The sequence below is a fragment of the Dyella sp. EPa41 genome (assembly GCF_016586165.1).
Lineage (GTDB): Bacteria > Pseudomonadota > Gammaproteobacteria > Xanthomonadales > Rhodanobacteraceae > Dyella.
This window is the reverse complement of sequence record NZ_BCPR01000015.1, coordinates 60,723-77,307: the sequence shown is the minus strand read 5'-3', so window position 1 is coordinate 77,307 and position 16,585 is coordinate 60,723. Positions and strand designations below refer to the sequence as shown.

The 16,585-nt window shown below is 65.7% G+C and carries 9 protein-coding genes; 4 read left to right on the top strand and 5 right to left on the bottom strand.

Features of this window, described 5'->3' with window-relative positions; genetic code table 11:
• The first annotated feature begins 913 nt into the window (after nt 1–913).
• Nucleotides 914–1,942 carry a LacI family DNA-binding transcriptional regulator gene (locus JMF82_RS07270; RefSeq protein WP_201313868.1) on the top strand — a complete coding sequence of 343 codons (1,029 nt, stop codon included), beginning with the start codon at nt 914–916 and terminating at the stop codon, nt 1,940–1,942.
• 147 nt (nt 1,943–2,089) lie between these two features.
• Here the strand turns inward: JMF82_RS07270 and JMF82_RS07265 are convergent, their stop codons facing one another.
• The 5 genes from JMF82_RS07265 to JMF82_RS07245 all read right to left on the bottom strand — a co-directional run bounded on the left by JMF82_RS07265 (nt 2,090) and on the right by JMF82_RS07245 (nt 12,791).
• Nucleotides 2,090–3,577, bottom strand: coding sequence for an MFS transporter (locus JMF82_RS07265; RefSeq protein ID WP_201313861.1), 1,488 nt, complete (start codon nt 3,575–3,577; stop codon nt 2,090–2,092).
• The gene (locus tag JMF82_RS07260; RefSeq protein ID WP_236585345.1) at nt 3,574–5,796 is read right to left on the bottom strand and encodes a Six-hairpin glycosidase-like protein; all 2,223 of its coding nucleotides are present in this window, start codon (nt 5,794–5,796) and stop codon (nt 3,574–3,576) included. Before JMF82_RS07260 ends, JMF82_RS07265 begins: the two co-directional genes overlap by 4 nt.
• Nucleotides 5,793–8,129, bottom strand: coding sequence for a TIM-barrel domain-containing protein (locus tag JMF82_RS07255; protein WP_201313860.1), 2,337 nt, complete (start codon nt 8,127–8,129; stop codon nt 5,793–5,795). Before JMF82_RS07255 ends, JMF82_RS07260 begins: the two co-directional genes overlap by 4 nt.
• Nucleotides 8,129–9,700, bottom strand: coding sequence for an alpha-amylase family glycosyl hydrolase (locus tag JMF82_RS07250; protein WP_236585344.1), 1,572 nt, complete (start codon nt 9,698–9,700; stop codon nt 8,129–8,131). The genes JMF82_RS07255 and JMF82_RS07250 overlap by 1 nt, the downstream gene beginning before the upstream one ends.
• Nucleotides 9,701–9,896: 196 nt before the next feature.
• The gene (locus tag JMF82_RS07245; RefSeq protein ID WP_201313858.1) at nt 9,897–12,791 is read right to left on the bottom strand and encodes a TonB-dependent receptor; all 2,895 of its coding nucleotides are present in this window, start codon (nt 12,789–12,791) and stop codon (nt 9,897–9,899) included.
• A gap of 509 nt (nt 12,792–13,300) precedes the next feature.
• Between JMF82_RS07245 and JMF82_RS07240 the strand changes: the two genes are divergently transcribed.
• The 3 genes from JMF82_RS07240 (at nt 13,301) to JMF82_RS07230 (ending at nt 16,513) form a co-directional block, all read left to right on the top strand.
• A complete protein-coding gene (locus tag JMF82_RS07240; protein WP_201313857.1) occupies nt 13,301–14,917 on the top strand; it encodes an alpha-glucosidase family protein in 1,617 nt (538 codons plus the stop codon).
• 108 nt (nt 14,918–15,025) lie between these two features.
• Entirely contained in the window at nt 15,026–15,244 is a 219-nt protein-coding gene (locus JMF82_RS07235; protein ID WP_201313856.1) for a hypothetical protein, read from the top strand.
• 84 nt (nt 15,245–15,328) lie between these two features.
• A complete protein-coding gene (locus tag JMF82_RS07230) occupies nt 15,329–16,513 on the top strand; it encodes an FAD-dependent oxidoreductase (protein WP_201313855.1) in 1,185 nt (394 codons plus the stop codon).
• The last annotated feature ends 72 nt before the right edge of the window (nt 16,514–16,585 follow it).

Here is a 16,585-nt window from a genome sequence, read left to right as displayed (position 1 = left end):
GGCGGTGTAGCGGCTTCGTTTGAGGTAGCAACGAGCCCATCCCGGCTGGCCCCGGTCGGCCGACGCTCCTATCCCGCATATCGCTATGAGCCTTGGCTCTCAAGGCCATTTTCTTTGGGTTACTTTTCTTTTGGGCCAGCAAAAGAAAAGTGACTCGGCGGCCGGCAGGACGTCGAAACGCCCGCTGCGTAAGCGGCAACCTAGCGGAAGTGGGGCTACCGAAGGCAACACCTACGCTCTAACAAAAGCCACAACCATGCAGCCCCCCGCAAAAGGCGGTCGCGCACTGGGTGCGCTCCTACAGGGAAGAAGCGGAGAACAGTGACCCGGGCCGCGGCAGCGCTCGGAAGCCCGCTGTCCCAAGGGGCTCCCTTCGGTCGCAGGCGATCCTGATCGCCGAAACACAGCCATTGCCTGAAACGGCATTGCCGGAAGAGCGAACCATGCGAACCGGCGCGAAAGGCGGTCGCGCACAGGGTGCGCTCCTACAGTGGCGAGGGGAGACATGCCTTATCGGGCCGTCTCCACCAGGAACGCAAGAATCTCAGCATGCCGCGCCACACCCATTCGTTTGATTTTCGTCAAATGAATCCCACCCAAACAAAATTGTCCTCGCGAGTGCAACTTTTGCCGTGTCGCGCGTTCTTAATCCTCGGATGCGCGCAACGGCATCCAACCGGCTCACCCACCTCCCTGGATGAGCCAACCCGGTAAGCGAACCTCTCCCCTGGGTTTCGCTTCCACCCGGCCCCGAGGATTCCCCCCTAATCCTCGGGGCATTTTTTTGCCTGGCCTCCGGCCTGAGCGGCCGAAAGGACAGCGAGCACTCAAGCCGCTAGCATTTGCGCCATCCAATCGTCTGGCCACAGGGAACGCGGCCGGTATTGCCTCCAGGGGTCATGGCCGCGTGCAGATCAAGGGAAAAGTCACCTCATTCGATATCGCCCACCTGGCCGGCGTCTCCCAGTCCACGGTCTCGCGCGCGCTGCGCGGCAGTCCGTTGGTCAACGAGGAGACGCGCCGGCGCATCCAGGCGGCGGTGGACGAGCTGAACTACAAGGTCGACAAGAACGCCTCCAGCCTACGCGCCCGCCATACCGGCACGCTGGCGCTGCTGCTGTTCGAGGATCCGACGGCCGACGACTCGCATATCAACCCGTTCTTCCTTTCCATGCTGGGCTCGATCACCCGCGCCAGCGCACAGCGCGGCCACGACCTGCTGATCTCGTTCCAGCAGTTCTCGCACGACTGGCACGCGGATTACGCGGACAGCAAGAAGGCGGACGGCATCATCCTGCTCGGCTACGGCGACTACCTCGCCATCCGCGACAAGCTCAAGAAGCTGGTGGGCCAGGGTACGCACTGCGTGCGCTGGGGCGCGGTGCTGCCGGACCAGCCGGATATCTCGGTGGGTTGCGACAACATCAGTGGCGGGCTGGCCGTCACGGCGCACCTGATCGAGCAGGGTTGTCGCCGCATTGCATTCCTCGGCGATGCCTCCAGCCACTATCCCGAGTTCTTCGATCGCTATCGCGGCTACACCCAGGCACTGGAAGATGCGAGGCTGGAAGTGGAGCCCGTGCTGCAGGTGAACGGCGAAAGCACCGAACGCTCCGGTTACGACGCGCTGGAAACCTTGCTTGCCCGCGGCGTGGCATTCGACGCGGTGTTCGCCGCCAGCGACCTCATTGCCATCGGCGCCATGCGCGCGCTCGCCGACCACGGCCTGAAGGTGCCCGACGATGTGGCGCTGGCCGGCTTCGACGACATCCCGATGGCGAGCTTCGCCAATCCGCCGCTGACCACGGTGCTGCAGGACACCAAGCAGGCCGGCGAGATCCTGGTCGACAACCTGCTGCGGCTGATCCGCGGCGAACCGGCGGAGAGCGCGATGATGCCGGCGAAGCTGGTGGTGCGGAAGTCGAGTTTGCGGCCGCGCTGAGGTTACTACCTCATGGTTGTGGGAGCGCACCCTGTGCGCGACAGCAACGCGACGGTGTACCTGACCACGCGGGCGGGCGATACCGCTTCGCCTCTTCGTCGCTTGTCGCGCACAGGGTGCGCTCCCACATAAAACCTGCCGATGAGGTCAACGCGCCGGTGCGGCGGACAGCTGCGTCGCCGGCTCCGCCACGCGCAACGTACACAGCCCCGCGATGATCAGGCTCGCGCCCCCCATGGCCAATGCCCAGATCGCCTGTCCGTGGAAGAACAGGCGCAGCAACAACCCCAGCACGCTCGCCGCGAGCAGCTGCGGGATCACGATGAAGAAATTGAAGATGCCCATGTACACGCCCATCTTCGCCGCCGGCAGGTTGTCCGACAGCAGCGCATAGGGCAACGAAAGGATCGAAGCCCAGGCGAAGCCGACGCCGACCATCGACAGCAACAGCCAGTGCGGATCGCGGATCAGCAGGAACGACAGCAGCCCCGCGCCGCCCAGCCACAGGTTGACCAGGTGGCTCATGCGCAGGCCCATCTTGCGCACCATCCAGGGAATCGCCACCGCGGCCACGGCGGCGAATGCGTTGTACGCAGCGAACAGCACGCCCACCCAGTTGGCGCCTTCGTTGTACAGCGCCGAATGCGTATCGCTGGTGCCGTAGTGCACGGCCGTCACCGCTGCGGTGGTGTAGATCCACAGCCCGAACAGCGCGAACCACGAGAACAGCTGCACCCAGGCCAGCTGGCGCATGGAGGCAGGCATGCCATAGAGATCGCCCATCACCTGCCGCAACATGCCGTGGCTGCGCGTCATCGACAGCCAGGCGAACAGCCCGCCGAACAGGATCAGGCCGCCCGCGAGCAGATAAAGCTCCTTTTCCAGCGCGTAGTGGCGAATCGCCGCCAGCAGCAATGCACCCATCACGCCCAGCACCACGCCCACGCGCCATCCCCGCGACACGTCGGCCGCGTGCACATCGGTGGGGCTGTCGGCAAAGGCGCTCAACTCCTCGGGCGGGTACTCGCGCGTGGACAGCACGGTCCACAACACCGATCCCAACAGCACGGCGCCGCCGAGATAGAACGCATATTTCACCGTATCGGGAATGCCGCCCTCGGCCGCCACGTTGCTCACGCCCAACTTGGCCAGCAACCACGGCAGCAACGACGCCACCACCGAGCCCACGCCGATGAAGAAGCTCTGCATCGCGTAGCCGTTCGGGCGCTGGCGCGGCGGCAGCTGGTCGCCGACGAAAGCGCGGAAGGGTTCCATCGAGATGTTGATGGAGGCATCCATGATCCACAGCAGCCCTGCCGCGATCCACAGCGTCGGCGAGTTGGGCATCCACAGCAGGGCCAGCGTGGAGAGCACGGCGCCTATCAGGAAATACGGGCGACGGCGCCCAAGGCGCGTCCACGTACGATCGGACAGGTAGCCGATGATCGGCTGCACGATCAGCCCGGAGAACGGTGCCGCCACCCACAGTATCGGGATGTCGCCGACGTCCGCGCCCAGCGTCTGGAAGATGCGGCTGACATTGGCGTTCTGCAGCGCGAAGCCGAACTGGATGCCCAGGAAGCCGAAGCACATGTTCCAGATCTGCCAGAACGACAGTTCGGGTTTACGACTCATGGCGCGGATTTCCCATCGACCAGCGGCGCGATGAGCAAGGCGTCCACGTTGGCCTCGTTCAACGGACCACTGGCGCCGCCCTGCCCACCGGTGTAATGCGCGTTGTGGCTCAGGTAGCTCATGTTGAAGCCTTGCTGGAGACGGATATGGCAGGTGCCGCCGGCACGTGCGTCGAACGCGGCCGACGTCGCGCGCTGGACGCCGGCGCTGTGCGGCATCACCACCGGCAGTCGTTGCGCGGCCATGCCATCGCATTGCACGTCGAGTAACTTCACCGCAGCCGTGATGCCCGTGTTGATCGGGCCATGGTCGTTGGCGTACGCAAGGGTGATGCTGAAACGGCCATCGCGCGGTGCCCGCCATTCCCACGGCCCCTTGCCTGCCAGCCTGGCCTCGGCACCCTGGCATGTCGTCGCGCTGGGCAGCGACTCCAGGCCGCCATCGCCCAGGCGCGTCAGCTGGAAACACTGGCGCGCATCGCTCTTGGGCACGAGGAGGCTCCCATCGATGGTGCCGATACGGCGGCCATCGACATACAGCACACCCTTGCCGGCAAAGCTCACCTGCCAGCCCTTGGCGGTGTCCTTGACGACGGGCGCATCGGGGATGGCCGGCGCGTAGAGCGGCGCATCGGTGCGCACGGGCCTGGCGCCGGAATGGATGGCCTTGAGTTCGACCACGGTCTCGTTGCCTTGGCGCTGCTGCCTCGCGGCAACCAGCAGATCACCATCGACCTTCGCGGGCCGTACGAGCGTGATGCGCTGATCGCCCAGCTCCAATGTGATGCGCGGCTGGTCGCCAAACAGCGTCTTCATCCACGACACGGGCAGCTTGGGTTCGATGCGACCTTCGTCGCCGAGACCGAACACGCCGCCGATCACCATGTCGAGATAACCGCCCACCGACCACAGCTGCGCCGGCGAATCGACCACGGGACCGCTGAGCGGGCCTTCATCGACATGCACGGCCTGCGAAGCCAGCTCGAAGTTCTCCATGTTCGATGCGGACAACGCCGCGCCGCGCAGCATCGAATCCATTTCATGCGCGATGCGCGGCGCGTCGTTCACCTCACGCGCGGCGCGCAACGCATAGGCACTCACGAAGGGCCAGATCGCGCGATTGTGGTAGATCGGCTGGTTCCTGCGCTCGGGCCAGATCACCGGGCTGCCCGCGGGCCACGCGGGATAGTTGGCGAGCGTCTGCCTGGCGCGGGCCTCATCGGCCACGCCACTGGTCACCGCCAGTGCGATGCCGAGCAGGTCGTAGGTATCCATCGGCATCGCGCCGGGGCCGATGTAGCTCATGTACATGCCGCGGTCGTTGCGCCAGAAGTGCGCATTGATCGCGCGCTTGAGCGCCTCGGCCTGGCCGCGGAAGTCCGCGGCGGAGGCGTCGTGACGCTGCCCGGCCATCGACGCGGCGAGCTGCAGCGCCTGGTAGTGCAATACGTTGGTGGACAAGGCGAACGATTCGCCGATGCTGCGCACGTCCCTGGCCGTCCAGTCCGGATAGGTCTGCTCGCGCCAGTCGAGGAACGAGGTCTCGCCGCGATAGAGGCCGAGCGCGCCGTCGAACACGTACAGGCGGTCCTGCGAGAGCGTGTCCTTCAGCGCGCGGAACACATCGTCGGCGAAGGCCTTGTCGTCCAGCAGGTGACGCGCGCCAAGGAACCACACGATGCGGTCGGTGCTGATCGGCCAGCTGCCACCCGAGCCGGTGTCCTGCATCACATACAGGCCCTGCGGCGCGGAGGGTTCACGCACGTCGGACAGCTTGAAGCGCAGCGACTGGCGCGCGCGCGCGGGATCGAAGCGCCACAGCGCGAGGTCGACCGAAAACGACAGGTCGCGCGTCCACACATAGGGCCAGCGATCGCCGGTCTTGAAGCACTCGCAGGGAATCGGCTTGCCGTGGTCGAACGCCGGATCCTGGATCGCGCTCACCGAATCGTGATGCAGGTCGTCCTGCGCCATCGCGAACAGGCCGTCGAACAGCGGGCTTGCCGTATGCGCGACGAAGCGCTGCGCCGGGATGCGTCGTTCACCCGTCGGCGCCTGCAGGACGAAACTGCCGTCGCCGTTCGCATGCATGCCGGCGGTCTTGCCTTGCCAGCTCAGCTGGTCGGCGGCCATCGCGTCGGCCCGCGCGACACCCGTGGCGAACCACGCCGTACACGCCAAAGCCAGCGGCAGCACGCGACGACCCGCGTGCAGCCTCATTGCTGCACCGCCACAGTATCGAGCCGGATATCGCGCACCTTGCCTGCCTCGAGCTTCACGTAGGTCACCTCGCCAAAACGATCCTTGCCACGCGCCCAGCCTTCCGTCGCGGCGTTGCGCAATGCATCAACCGTCTCGAATACCGGCAACGACTGCTCGCCGCTGCGCACCGAGTTTGCCACGGGTCCGTGCACGGCGAGCACATAGTCATGCAGCGCCGGCCTGAAGCCGCCCTTCGGCGCCTCGGTACGCACGCTCACGCGGCCGCCCTCGCGACGCACCATCAGCGGTTGCACGAAGTACGCGCCGTTCTCGTAGGCATAGGTTTCGCCATCGTCATCGTAGACATCGAAACGGCTTTCGCTGTCGGCCGGAAAGACCTGCACGTCCAGCGCCGTCACCGGGTGCTGTCCGACGTAATCCATCACGGGTTGCTGCGGGATGATGGCGCCTTCGCGGATGAACAGCGGGATGTCGCCCCAACCCTTGGCATCGATGGCGAGCGTGATCTCGCGATCGCCCTCGTAAGACTTGCCGTCGAACCAGCCGATCCAGCGACCCTTCGGCAGCTTCAGCCGTTTGGACGTCTGCCCCTGCTCCACCACCGGCGACGCCAGCAGGTAGTCGCCGAACATCCACGCGTCGATGCGGTCGCGCTGCGCCGGATCGTCGGGATAGGCGAACTGCAGCGGCCGCACCAGGCCCACGCCGCTCACGTGGTTCCGGTACTCGTAGCCGTAGATATAGGGAATGAGCGAATAACGCAGCCGGATGGCGTCCGTTGCGGCTTTCTCCGCGACGGGGCCGTAGACCCATGGCTGGCGCTTCTGCCCGAAGTCGCCGTGCACGCGGAATACCGGCGTGAACGCGCCGAACTCGATCCAGCGCGCGTAGTTCTCGTCGCTGGGCCGTGGCGCCTTGAAGCCGCCACCATCCATGCCCCAATGCATCGCGCCCACGTCGAACGCGGCGAGCATGCGCTGGCGCTGGTTGGCCATGCTGGCAAAGCCGCTCTGGATGTCGCCCGACCACACGCCGTAGGCGTAACGCTGCGAGCCCAGGTAGTAGTTGCGGTTGATCGACCACACGCGCTGGTTGCCGTGCGCGCGCTGGCCGTCGTACATGGCGCGCTGCATGTTGAGGAACTGCGTATCGACGCCGCTGTCGTCCGCCTCATCGTTCCACCAGCCCACGATACCGGTGTCGAAGGACTGCTTGAGCGCGTCGTTGAAGAACCATGCACGCACCTCTGGTTTGTCGAAATCCACGTCGCGCACCGGCTTGTGCGAGAAGTAGTCCGGCGCCACCTTGGACTGCGCCAGCCAGTAGCCGCGCTGCGTCGCCTCGCGTCCTTCGACCGTGTCCACGTGCAGGCGCGGCTTCATGATGCCGGTCATGCGCATGCCGCGCGCATCCATCCACTGCTTGAGCTTGCCGTCCGGGCCATCCGGGAACTTGTCGGTGTTCCAGCGAAACTCGCCCATGTCCTCGCCCCACGCCTTCCAGTCGAAGTCGAAGGTGAAGTTGTCGATGGGGATGTGCCTGGCGCGATAGGTTTCCACCAGCGCCTGCGCTTCCTTCTGGTCGATGCCCCACTGGCTGTTGGTGAAACCCATGGCCCACTTGGGAAACATCGGCGCCGCGCCGCTGATCAGGCGCAGCTGCGCGAACAGCGCGGCCGGCTGCCCGGCGAACAGGTAGATCGTGCGCACCGGCTGCGGCTGCGTGGCATGCACGGCGATATCGGTTGGCGTGAGGTCGAACTGGGCCGGCTCGGCATCGGCCAGCACGCCGTAGCCGGCGGTGCTCCATACGAACGGTGCACCCGTGTGGCCCTGGTTGCCGGCGGTGGCCCGTTGCTTGCCCTGGCGCAGCAGGTTGCCGGCCTTGGGGTCGAACGCATTGAGGCCGCCGATGCCGTACTGCGGGTCGCCCTTGGCGTGGCGCAGCGACCAGCGCCCATCGAGGGCGCGCGCGAGATTGGCGCTCAGCAACGGGCGACCATCCGGTGACTCCATGCGCAGCTCGCTGCGCTGCGGGTTCCAGCGCAGGACGAGCTGGTCCGAGCGCATCACCTGTTCGCCGCCCTGCTGCTCGCGCCTCACCTCGACCGGATCGAAGCTGGCGTCCGGATCGATCACCGGCGTGGCCGGCTCGCGCGTGCCATCCACCCGCAGCTGCACGATGCCGGGCGCGAGCAGACGCAACTCCAGCTTGCCTTGCGGCACCACCAGTTCCATGCGATCGGCGCTGGCGTCGACACGAGCGGCCCTCGCCGCCGGAACGGCACTGGTCGCACCGAGCAGCGCCAGTGCCAGCAGGCGCGCCCGCATCAGCGGAGCACCACGGTGCTGTAGGCGGGCAGGTTCAGATGGCCGTCCTTGAGGGACGCCTGCGTCTGGGTGGTGAGCAGCACGATGGCCTCCTTGGGCAACAGATCGCTCTTAGGCTTCCACATCGCGCTCTTGCCGGAAAGGTTGTGCACCACCAGCAGGCGCTGCTTGCCGTCGTCGCGCCAGTAGGCAAACAGGTGTGGATTGCCGGTGGCCACCGCCTCCAGCCTACCGTCGCGCAACGCGCTGTTGTGCGTGCGCCAGCTGATCAGGGTGCGGTAGGCATGCAGCAGCGAATTCGGGTCGTCCTCTTCGGCCTGCACGGAGACGACCTGCCCTTGGTTCACGCTGGACGGCTTCCAGCGCGATTCGCCCGGGCCTGCTTCGCGCGTCCAGCGCATCGGCTCGCGCAGGTTCGGATCGGGTTTCCTGCCCTCCATGCCGAGCTCTTCGCCGTAGTAGATGTACGGACGGCCCGGCAGCGTCAGCAGCATGGCCGCCGCCATGCGCATGTGCCCGGGGTTGCCGGCCAGGCGGCTCATCACGCGTTCCTGGTCGTGGTTGGACAGGAACGTGGAATCGATGAATGGCGCATCGGCCCCTCCCTGGACATCGCCCGCCAGCTTGTAGGCATCGTAGGTGGCCTTGAGCAGTGCCGCCAGCCTGGTGGCGTTCTCGGTCTTGGCGCTCACGATCAGCTGCTCGGCCAGCGGAAAGTCGAAGATCGAACCAAGCGGCTTGAGATACGGTGCGAGTTCCTTGGGCGATGTCGCGCTCACCTCGCCGACCAGGGTCACCTTGGGGTTCACCTTGGCGAGCGCGTCGCGGTACTCGGTCCACCACTGCGCGTTCTTCCGCACCGCTTCGAGGCTGTGCTCGTCCGACTTGAAGTCGACGTAGATGTGCTTGGCCGCATCCAGGCGGAAGCCGTCCACGCCCTTGCCCAGCCAGAACTGGCCGACCTTGATCATCTCGGCGCGCACGGCGGGGTTGTCGTAGTTGAAGTCGGGCATGTGGCCGCCGAACACGCCGATGTACCAGCCATCGTCGCCCGCATGCCAGATCGGCGTGTCGGTCGCGCTCATCGCATCGAGATTGGGCCGTTTGGTGGCCCAGGTGTACCAGTTTCGGTGCGGATCGTTGGCCTTCTGCGCGGCGACGAACCACGGGTGCTCGTTGCTGCTGTGGTTGATCACCATGTCCATGGTCACCGCGATGCCGCGCTTGTGCGCTTCCTCGACGAGGTGCTGGAGATCGGCGGTGGTACCGTACTGCGGATTGATGCCGTAGTAGTCGGTGATGTCGTAGCCGTGGTAGCTGGGCGAGTTGTTGATCGGCATCAGCCAGATGCCGCTGATGCCCAGCGACTTCAGGTAATCGAGCTTGGCGGTGACGCCGTTGAGATCGCCGATGCCGTCGCCGTTGGTGTCGTACCAGGCGCGCACGAAGATTTCGTAATAGACGCCGGAGGACGGCGCGTCGATGGCAGGCGGCCTGGCCTCGGCCGCGCGTGCACCGGACAGGGAGCCCGCGCCGAGCGCGAGGGCGGTGAACAAAGCCAGGGGCTTCAAAAAGCGGTTCCGCGACATGCCGTTCTCCATGCAAAGGCCGCTGGCCTTCGACGGGCAACAGTACACCGGAACGCAGACATCGCTTCGGACCGGTGACCGCTACGCCGGGCCTCGCGGTGTGGGGGCGCCATGCGGACCGCATGGCTCCGGAAAGCATCGCGCCGGCACTCCTGGCGGAGGCCGGCGCGATCGTGGGTTACAGCTTGAACTCGACGCCGAGGTAGGTGGTGCGTCCGAAGTACTGGATGGTACCGGTCTGCGACGGGTCGGAGCCGAAGTAGGTGCGGGTCGGCTGGTTGCTGAGGTTCAGCACCTGCATCACCGCGCGCCACTGCTTGGAGATCTCGTACGACGCCTGGAAGTCGTACACCGTTTCGGCAGCGAAGGTGACCATCTGGTTGTTCACCGACATCTGCGTATCGGAAGCGAACTTCGAACGGTAGTTGCCGGACACGCGGGCCGAGAACGGACCGTAGTCGTAGAACACCGCGGCGCTGGCGACGCGCTTGGACAGGCCCGGCAGGCTGAGGTTCGCTTCCGCGCCGCCCAGGTTGTTCGGGTTGCGCACGTTGCTGGTGGTCAGCGCGAAGTTCGCCTGCACGCCCAGGCCTTCCCAGATGCCCGGGAAGATGTGGTTCTTGGAGAGCGACATCTCCAGACCCTTCACGCTGCCGCCGGTGGCGTTGTACGAGGTCTGGTACTGGCCGTTGAGGTAGGGCTTGCCCGTGCTCGGATCGGTCGGAACCGGAATGCCGGCCGCGGCGAAGTCGAAGTTGTTGTAGGTGACGTCCTGCACGAACGAGTCGATGTGCTTGTAGAACACACCGCCGCTGATCACGCCCGACGAATCGTCGAAGTAGTGCTCATAGCCAAGATCCCACTGGAACGCGCGCAGCGGATCGAGCAGCGGGCTGGTGCCGCCCCACACGTTGTACTGGCCGTTCGACACCCAGGAGCCCGAACCCGCCAGCATCTTGTTGATCGGCGGACGCGCCAGCACCTTGGCGGCCGAGAAGCGCATCTGGTCGTCTTCGGTGAGGTGGTAGACCAGGTTCAGCGACGGCAGCCAGTCGGAATAGGTCTTGCCGACGTTGAGCGGCGCGTAGTCGGTGCTGGTGTAGCCGTTGCCGTCGGTGATCGGCACGCCGGCGCCATTGCCCACCTGCTGCAGGCCGTTGCTGTACTGCTTCTGGTGCGAGTAGCGGATGCCGACGTTGCCGGTCAGTTCGTGGCCGAACACTTCCTGCGCGTCGATGTCGCCCTGGAAATACAGGTCGCGGGTCTGCTCATCCACCGAGCCGCTCTGGATCATCGACCAGCTGTTGTTGTGGATGTCCTTCACCGGGTTGGCGGTGATGCCGTGCGCGGCGAGGATGGCCGGGCCGTCCAGCTGCAGGAAGCACGGCATGCCGGAGAACTTGCCCTTCCAGCAACGCACGTTGGCGGCGCTCGCGGGAATCGACAGCGCCGGCTGGTTGAAACCAGCGGAACCCGGATTGCTGTAATCGGTGCCCCACTCCGAACCGTAGACGTACACTTCGCGATCCGCGTTGTACGTATGGTTGTTGAGGTACACGCCGGCTTCCACCGCCGAGAACCACGCGTTGTTGGGCAGGTCGTACTTCACGTCGGTGCGGAACGCCTTCATCTTGTCGTGATAGATGTAGGGGTACACGCCGTAACGCGACAGGCCCATGTCGTTGAGGTTGGTGTACGCGCCCGGATTGCCGAACGACACCGTGCCCACCTGGCGGCCGGCCAGCTGGTAGGTGGTCGACTGGGCCATCAGCGACTGGTTCGCGGCGCCCAGGTTGTTGTACGGATCAGCCGTGGTGTCCACGTTGATCTCGTTGCTGGTGGCGCGCGAGAGCGACAGGTCGGTGTCCACGTGCCACGGGCCGTGGTTCCACTTCATGTTGAGGCCACCCGAGAACACGCTGGTCTTCGTCGTGTAGTTGTCGGCGGTGGTCTCGTTGGAGAAGTTGTTGGCGCCCGGGCTGGTGATGGTGCCGCCCGTCATGGTGCCGTAGGGACCGAGCACGGCATTGGAAACCAGGTTCTGGTTGCCGTACATGTTCTGCGAGCGGAAGCCGTAGCCGAACGAGGTGTCCTTGAACTTCGAGTAGAACGCGTCGGCGCCGAACTGCAGTTCGTCGGTGGCCTTCCACACCACGGTGGCCATCTCGCCGGTGCGGCGCTCGTTGCCGCCGTTCTGCTGCACCTGCAGGCCCTGGGTCATGTAGGCCTGCTGGCCGCTCGGCAGCGTGACGAGGTTGCCGTCGGAGGCTTCACCCACGAACTGCTCGGCCACGTGCGGCTGGTACATCTGCGCCACGCCCAGGCCCACGCCCAGGGTGTCGTTGAGGAACTTGCCCTGCCACGCGGCGCTCAGGCGATAGCCGGTGGAGTTCGCGCCCGCCACATCGTTGGCCTGGCTGTTGTAGCTGCCACGCGCGTCGATGTTGAGGTTCTGCTCCTTCGGCGCGTTGAGCGGGTTGGCCGTCTCCATCGCGATGGTGCCGCCGACGCCGCCGGTGATCAGCGACGACTGCGAGGACTTGTACACCGTCGCCATGTTGATCAGCTCGGACGGGTACTGGTCGAACTGGATGTAGTTGCTGCCGCTGGTGGACGGCTGCTCGCGACCGTTGAGCGTGGTCTGGATGAAGTTGCCCGACAGGCCGCGGATGTTGATCTGCGATGCCTGGCCGGCGATGCGCTCGGCGGACACGCCCGGCAGGCGGGTCAACGCGTCGGCGATCGACTGGTCGGGAAGACCGCCGATGTCGGCCGCGGTGATGACGTTGGTGATGGTGTCGGAATAGCGCTGGTAGTCGATCGACTTTTCCATGCCCTGGTTGTAGCCAGTCACGGTGATGGTCGACAGGCTCTTGGCCAGCTGCTGTTCCTGCTTGGTCTGGTCGCCGGGCTGCGGGCTCGCAGCCTGCGTCGACTGGTCAGCCGGCGCGGCGTTGCCGGTGGCGGTGCCATCGGTCTTTGCGTCCGTATCGATCGGTGCCGCGTGAATACCGGCAGTCAAGCAGAGGCCGGAAGCCAGCGCCAAGGCCAGCACGTTGCGTTTCAGAATCACCGTCTTCCCCTCCCACGGGTATGCACGTCATTGGTTTTGTAGTTGCCGCGGCAGTCCCCACAGACCGCCGCGGGCTACGCGCCAGTGCATGCCGAATACTCGGAGGGCCCCGTCGCGTGGCGGCCATGGTAGGGCTGCGAAAAAAGGGAAACAGGCCTATGCATACGTATTCATGGCCCGCTTTTTTTGTGCACCTTTGACAAAATTCTAATGGGACGCTGTCGCGCGGCGCGTGCGATCCGATGGCTCGCGAATTCGCCGCCGATCAACGCTCGCGCCAGCAACGGCGCGGCTTTTTCCTGCACCGGCGCATATCGGTACCCGGCGTGTTTTCCGCTCGCGCAGGCGTCTGAGCGCCGCTTGCTGCAACGCAATATCGCGTTTTTCTGAATACGTATGCAGTCAAGGCGTTGCATCGCGGCTCTGCCTTTAAGCTGCCCCCCGCGCTTCGCTCAGGCCACGTGTCTTGGCGGCATGCGCAATGCATTGGGCGGGAACGGGACATGCGAATGAGTGAAGCACCGTGGTGGCGCGGAGCCGTCACCTACCAGATCTATCCACGCAGCTTCATGGACACCAATGGCGATGGCGTCGGCGACCTGCCGGGCATCATCGCCAAGCTCGACTACATCGCGAGCCTGGGCGTGGACGCGATCTGGATCGCCCCGTTCTTCCGCTCGCCGATGGCCGATTTCGGCTATGACATCGCGGACTACCGCGAAGTCGATCCGCTGTTCGGCAGCAACGAGGATTTCGATCGCCTGCTCGCCAAGGCGCACTCGCTCGGCATCAAGGTGATGATCGACCAGGTGCTCAGCCATACGTCGGCCGAGCATGCATGGTTCAAGGAAAGCCGCGAGAGCCGCGTCAATCCCAAGGCCGACTGGTACGTGTGGGCGGATGCGCGCGAAGACGGCACGCCGCCCAACAACTGGCTGTCGCTGTTCGGCGGCTGCGCATGGCAGTGGGAGCCGCGCCGCGGGCAGTACTACCTGCACAACTTCCTGACCTCGCAGCCGGACCTCAACTTCCACAACCCGGACGTGCGCCGCGCGGTGCTCGACGCGGTGAAGTTCTGGCTGGACAAGGGCGTGGACGGCCTGCGCCTGGACGCGATCAACTTCTGCTTCCACGACCTCGCGCTGCGCGACAACCCGCCCAAGCCCGAGGACAAGCGCGTGGGCCGCGGCTTCAGCCCGGACAACCCGTACGCGTTCCAGTACCACTACTACAACAACACGCGCCCCGAGAACCTGGCGTTCCTGGAAGACCTGCGCGCGTTGATGGACCAGTACCGCGACGTGGCGGCGATCGGCGAGATCTCCTCGGAGGATTCGCTCGCCACCACCGCCGAATACACCAGCGGCCGCCGCCTGCACATGGGCTACAGCTTCGAGCTGCTCACCGACGATTTCAGCGCGGCGTACATCCGCGGCACGGTGCAGAACCTCGAGGCGCAGATGCTCGAAGGCTGGCCGTGCTGGGCCATTTCCAACCACGACGTCTCGCGCGTGCTCACCCGGTGGGGCAATGGCGATGCCTCGCCGCGCCTGGCCAACCTGCTGAGCGCCATGGTGTGCTCGCTGCGCGGCTCGGTGTGCGTGTACCAGGGCGAGGAACTCGGCCTCACCGAGGCGGACGTGCCGTTCGAGTCGTTGCAGGATCCCTACGGCATCACCTTCTGGCCGACCTTCAAGGGTCGCGACGGTTGCCGCACGCCGATGCCATGGAACGGTGGGGTGAACGCGGGCTTCAGCGTGGGCGAACCCTGGCTGCCGGTGCCGGCGGAACATCGCGCGCTGGCCGTGAGCCTGCAGGATGCCACCGGGGATTCCGCGCTCAACGGTTTCCGCACCTTCATGGCCTGGCGCAAGACGCAGCCCGCGTTGCGCTGGGGCAACATCCGCTTCATCGACACGCCCGAGCCGGTGCTGGCCTTCACGCGCCAACACGGCAACGAAACGGTGCTGGTGGCGTTCAACCTGTCCAAGCAGGCGGTCAGCCTGGCGCTGCCGGGCATGGACGCGGCCACGCCGGTCGAAGGCCACGGGCTGGCCCAGGGCACGCTGGCTGCGGGCCAGCTGTCCCTGCCTGGCCATGGCGCGCTGTTCGCACGCGTCAGCTGAACGAACCCCTTTCTCCCCGACGGCGGATGCGCCTCGCCGCACCGCCGTCGACTTTTTTCACACATCCACCGCACCTATGATCGGCTCTCCAACACTCGGGAGCGTTCCATGCGTGCAGCGTTGATCATCATCGGCATCATCCTGCTGGGCGCCGGCGCCTGGGTCGTCTTCGGCCACGGCAGCTACCAGACTACCGATACATTGGTGCAGATCGGTTCGGCCAAGGTCACCGCCACGCATGACAAGGCCGTGCCCGAATGGATCGGCGTGGCCGGCATCATCATCGGTGCGGTCATCGCGATAGGCGGATTCCTCAAGAAAGGCTGACCGCCGCCCTGCCCTTGCCCGCCGACAGAGCGCATGCTGGCTGATCGGATGGCGAGGGCCGTCCGCCCCCTGGGAGAGCAAACGATGGAACGCCGCCAATTCCTGCGCCAGGCCGGCGCCACGCTGGCCGTGGCGTCGACGGCAGGCCTCGCCGCCTGCGCCGGGCAGCCGACGAAATCACCGGGAGCGGGGCGCGCGGGTCTGCCACCCGATGCCGCCGGGCTCGCGCCCATCCGCGCCAGCGTGGACCGCATTACCGGCGTTTACGTCTGCACACGCCCGTTTCGCGCGGCCGGGCCGCGCATCGAGACGCAGCAGCTTGGCGGCAAGACCATCGTGCACAACTACGGCCACGGCGGCAGCGGCTGGTCGCTGTCGTGGGGCGCGGGCACGCTCGCGCTGCAGATGGTGCAGGGCACCGGCGCGCGCGAGATCGGCGTGATCGGCTGCGGCGCGATCGGACTCACCACGGCATTGCTCGCGCAACAGGCCGGCCTGTCCGTGCGCATCTACGCCAAGGCGTTGCCGCCGGACGTGTTCTCCATGCGCGCCTCGGGCCTGTGGACGCCCGACTCGCGCATCTGCGACGCCGAACATGCGGCGGGCTTGGCGGACCGCTGGGAAACGATGACGCGCATCTCTCATGCGCGTTACCAGAGCTTGCTCGGCCTGCCGGGCGAACCGATCGAGTGGATCGATGGCTACTCGCTGGCGGATGCGCCGTTTGGCTCCTTCCATGGTGAAGTGGCCGACGAACCCGAGTACGGCGAATTCGCCGACCGCGTGCGCGACCTCACGCCGCGATCCGTCGAACTGCCGCCGGGCACGCATCCCTTCCCCGAACCGTACGTGCGCCGCTACACCACCTTGATGTTCAACATCAGCAGCTATGCCAACCTGCTGATGTCCGAATACCTCGCCGCTGGCGGCAAGATCGAGATCCGCGAATTCGGCCATGCCGATGAATTGCAGAAGCTGCCCGAACGCACGCTGGTCAACGCCACCGGCTATGGGGCACGCGCCTTGTTCAATGACGACTCGGTGATCCCCGTGCGCGGGCAGACAGCACGCCTGGTACCGCAACCGGAAGTGACCTATGGCCTGCGCATGAAGGACATCAGCGTGGTGCCGCGCAGCGACGGCATCATGGTGCAGGTGATCGGTGATGCCGGCAATTTCAACAACGCCGACATCACGCCACGCCGCGCGGACTCCGAAGCCGCCGTGCGCGAGTTGGCGGATTTGATGACGAAAATGCGTCGCAGCTGAAAAACCGCTGACGCGTTGGCAGCGCCCCGACGCGAAAGCGACATCCCGCGCGGCATACTCGGCATCCGCCCG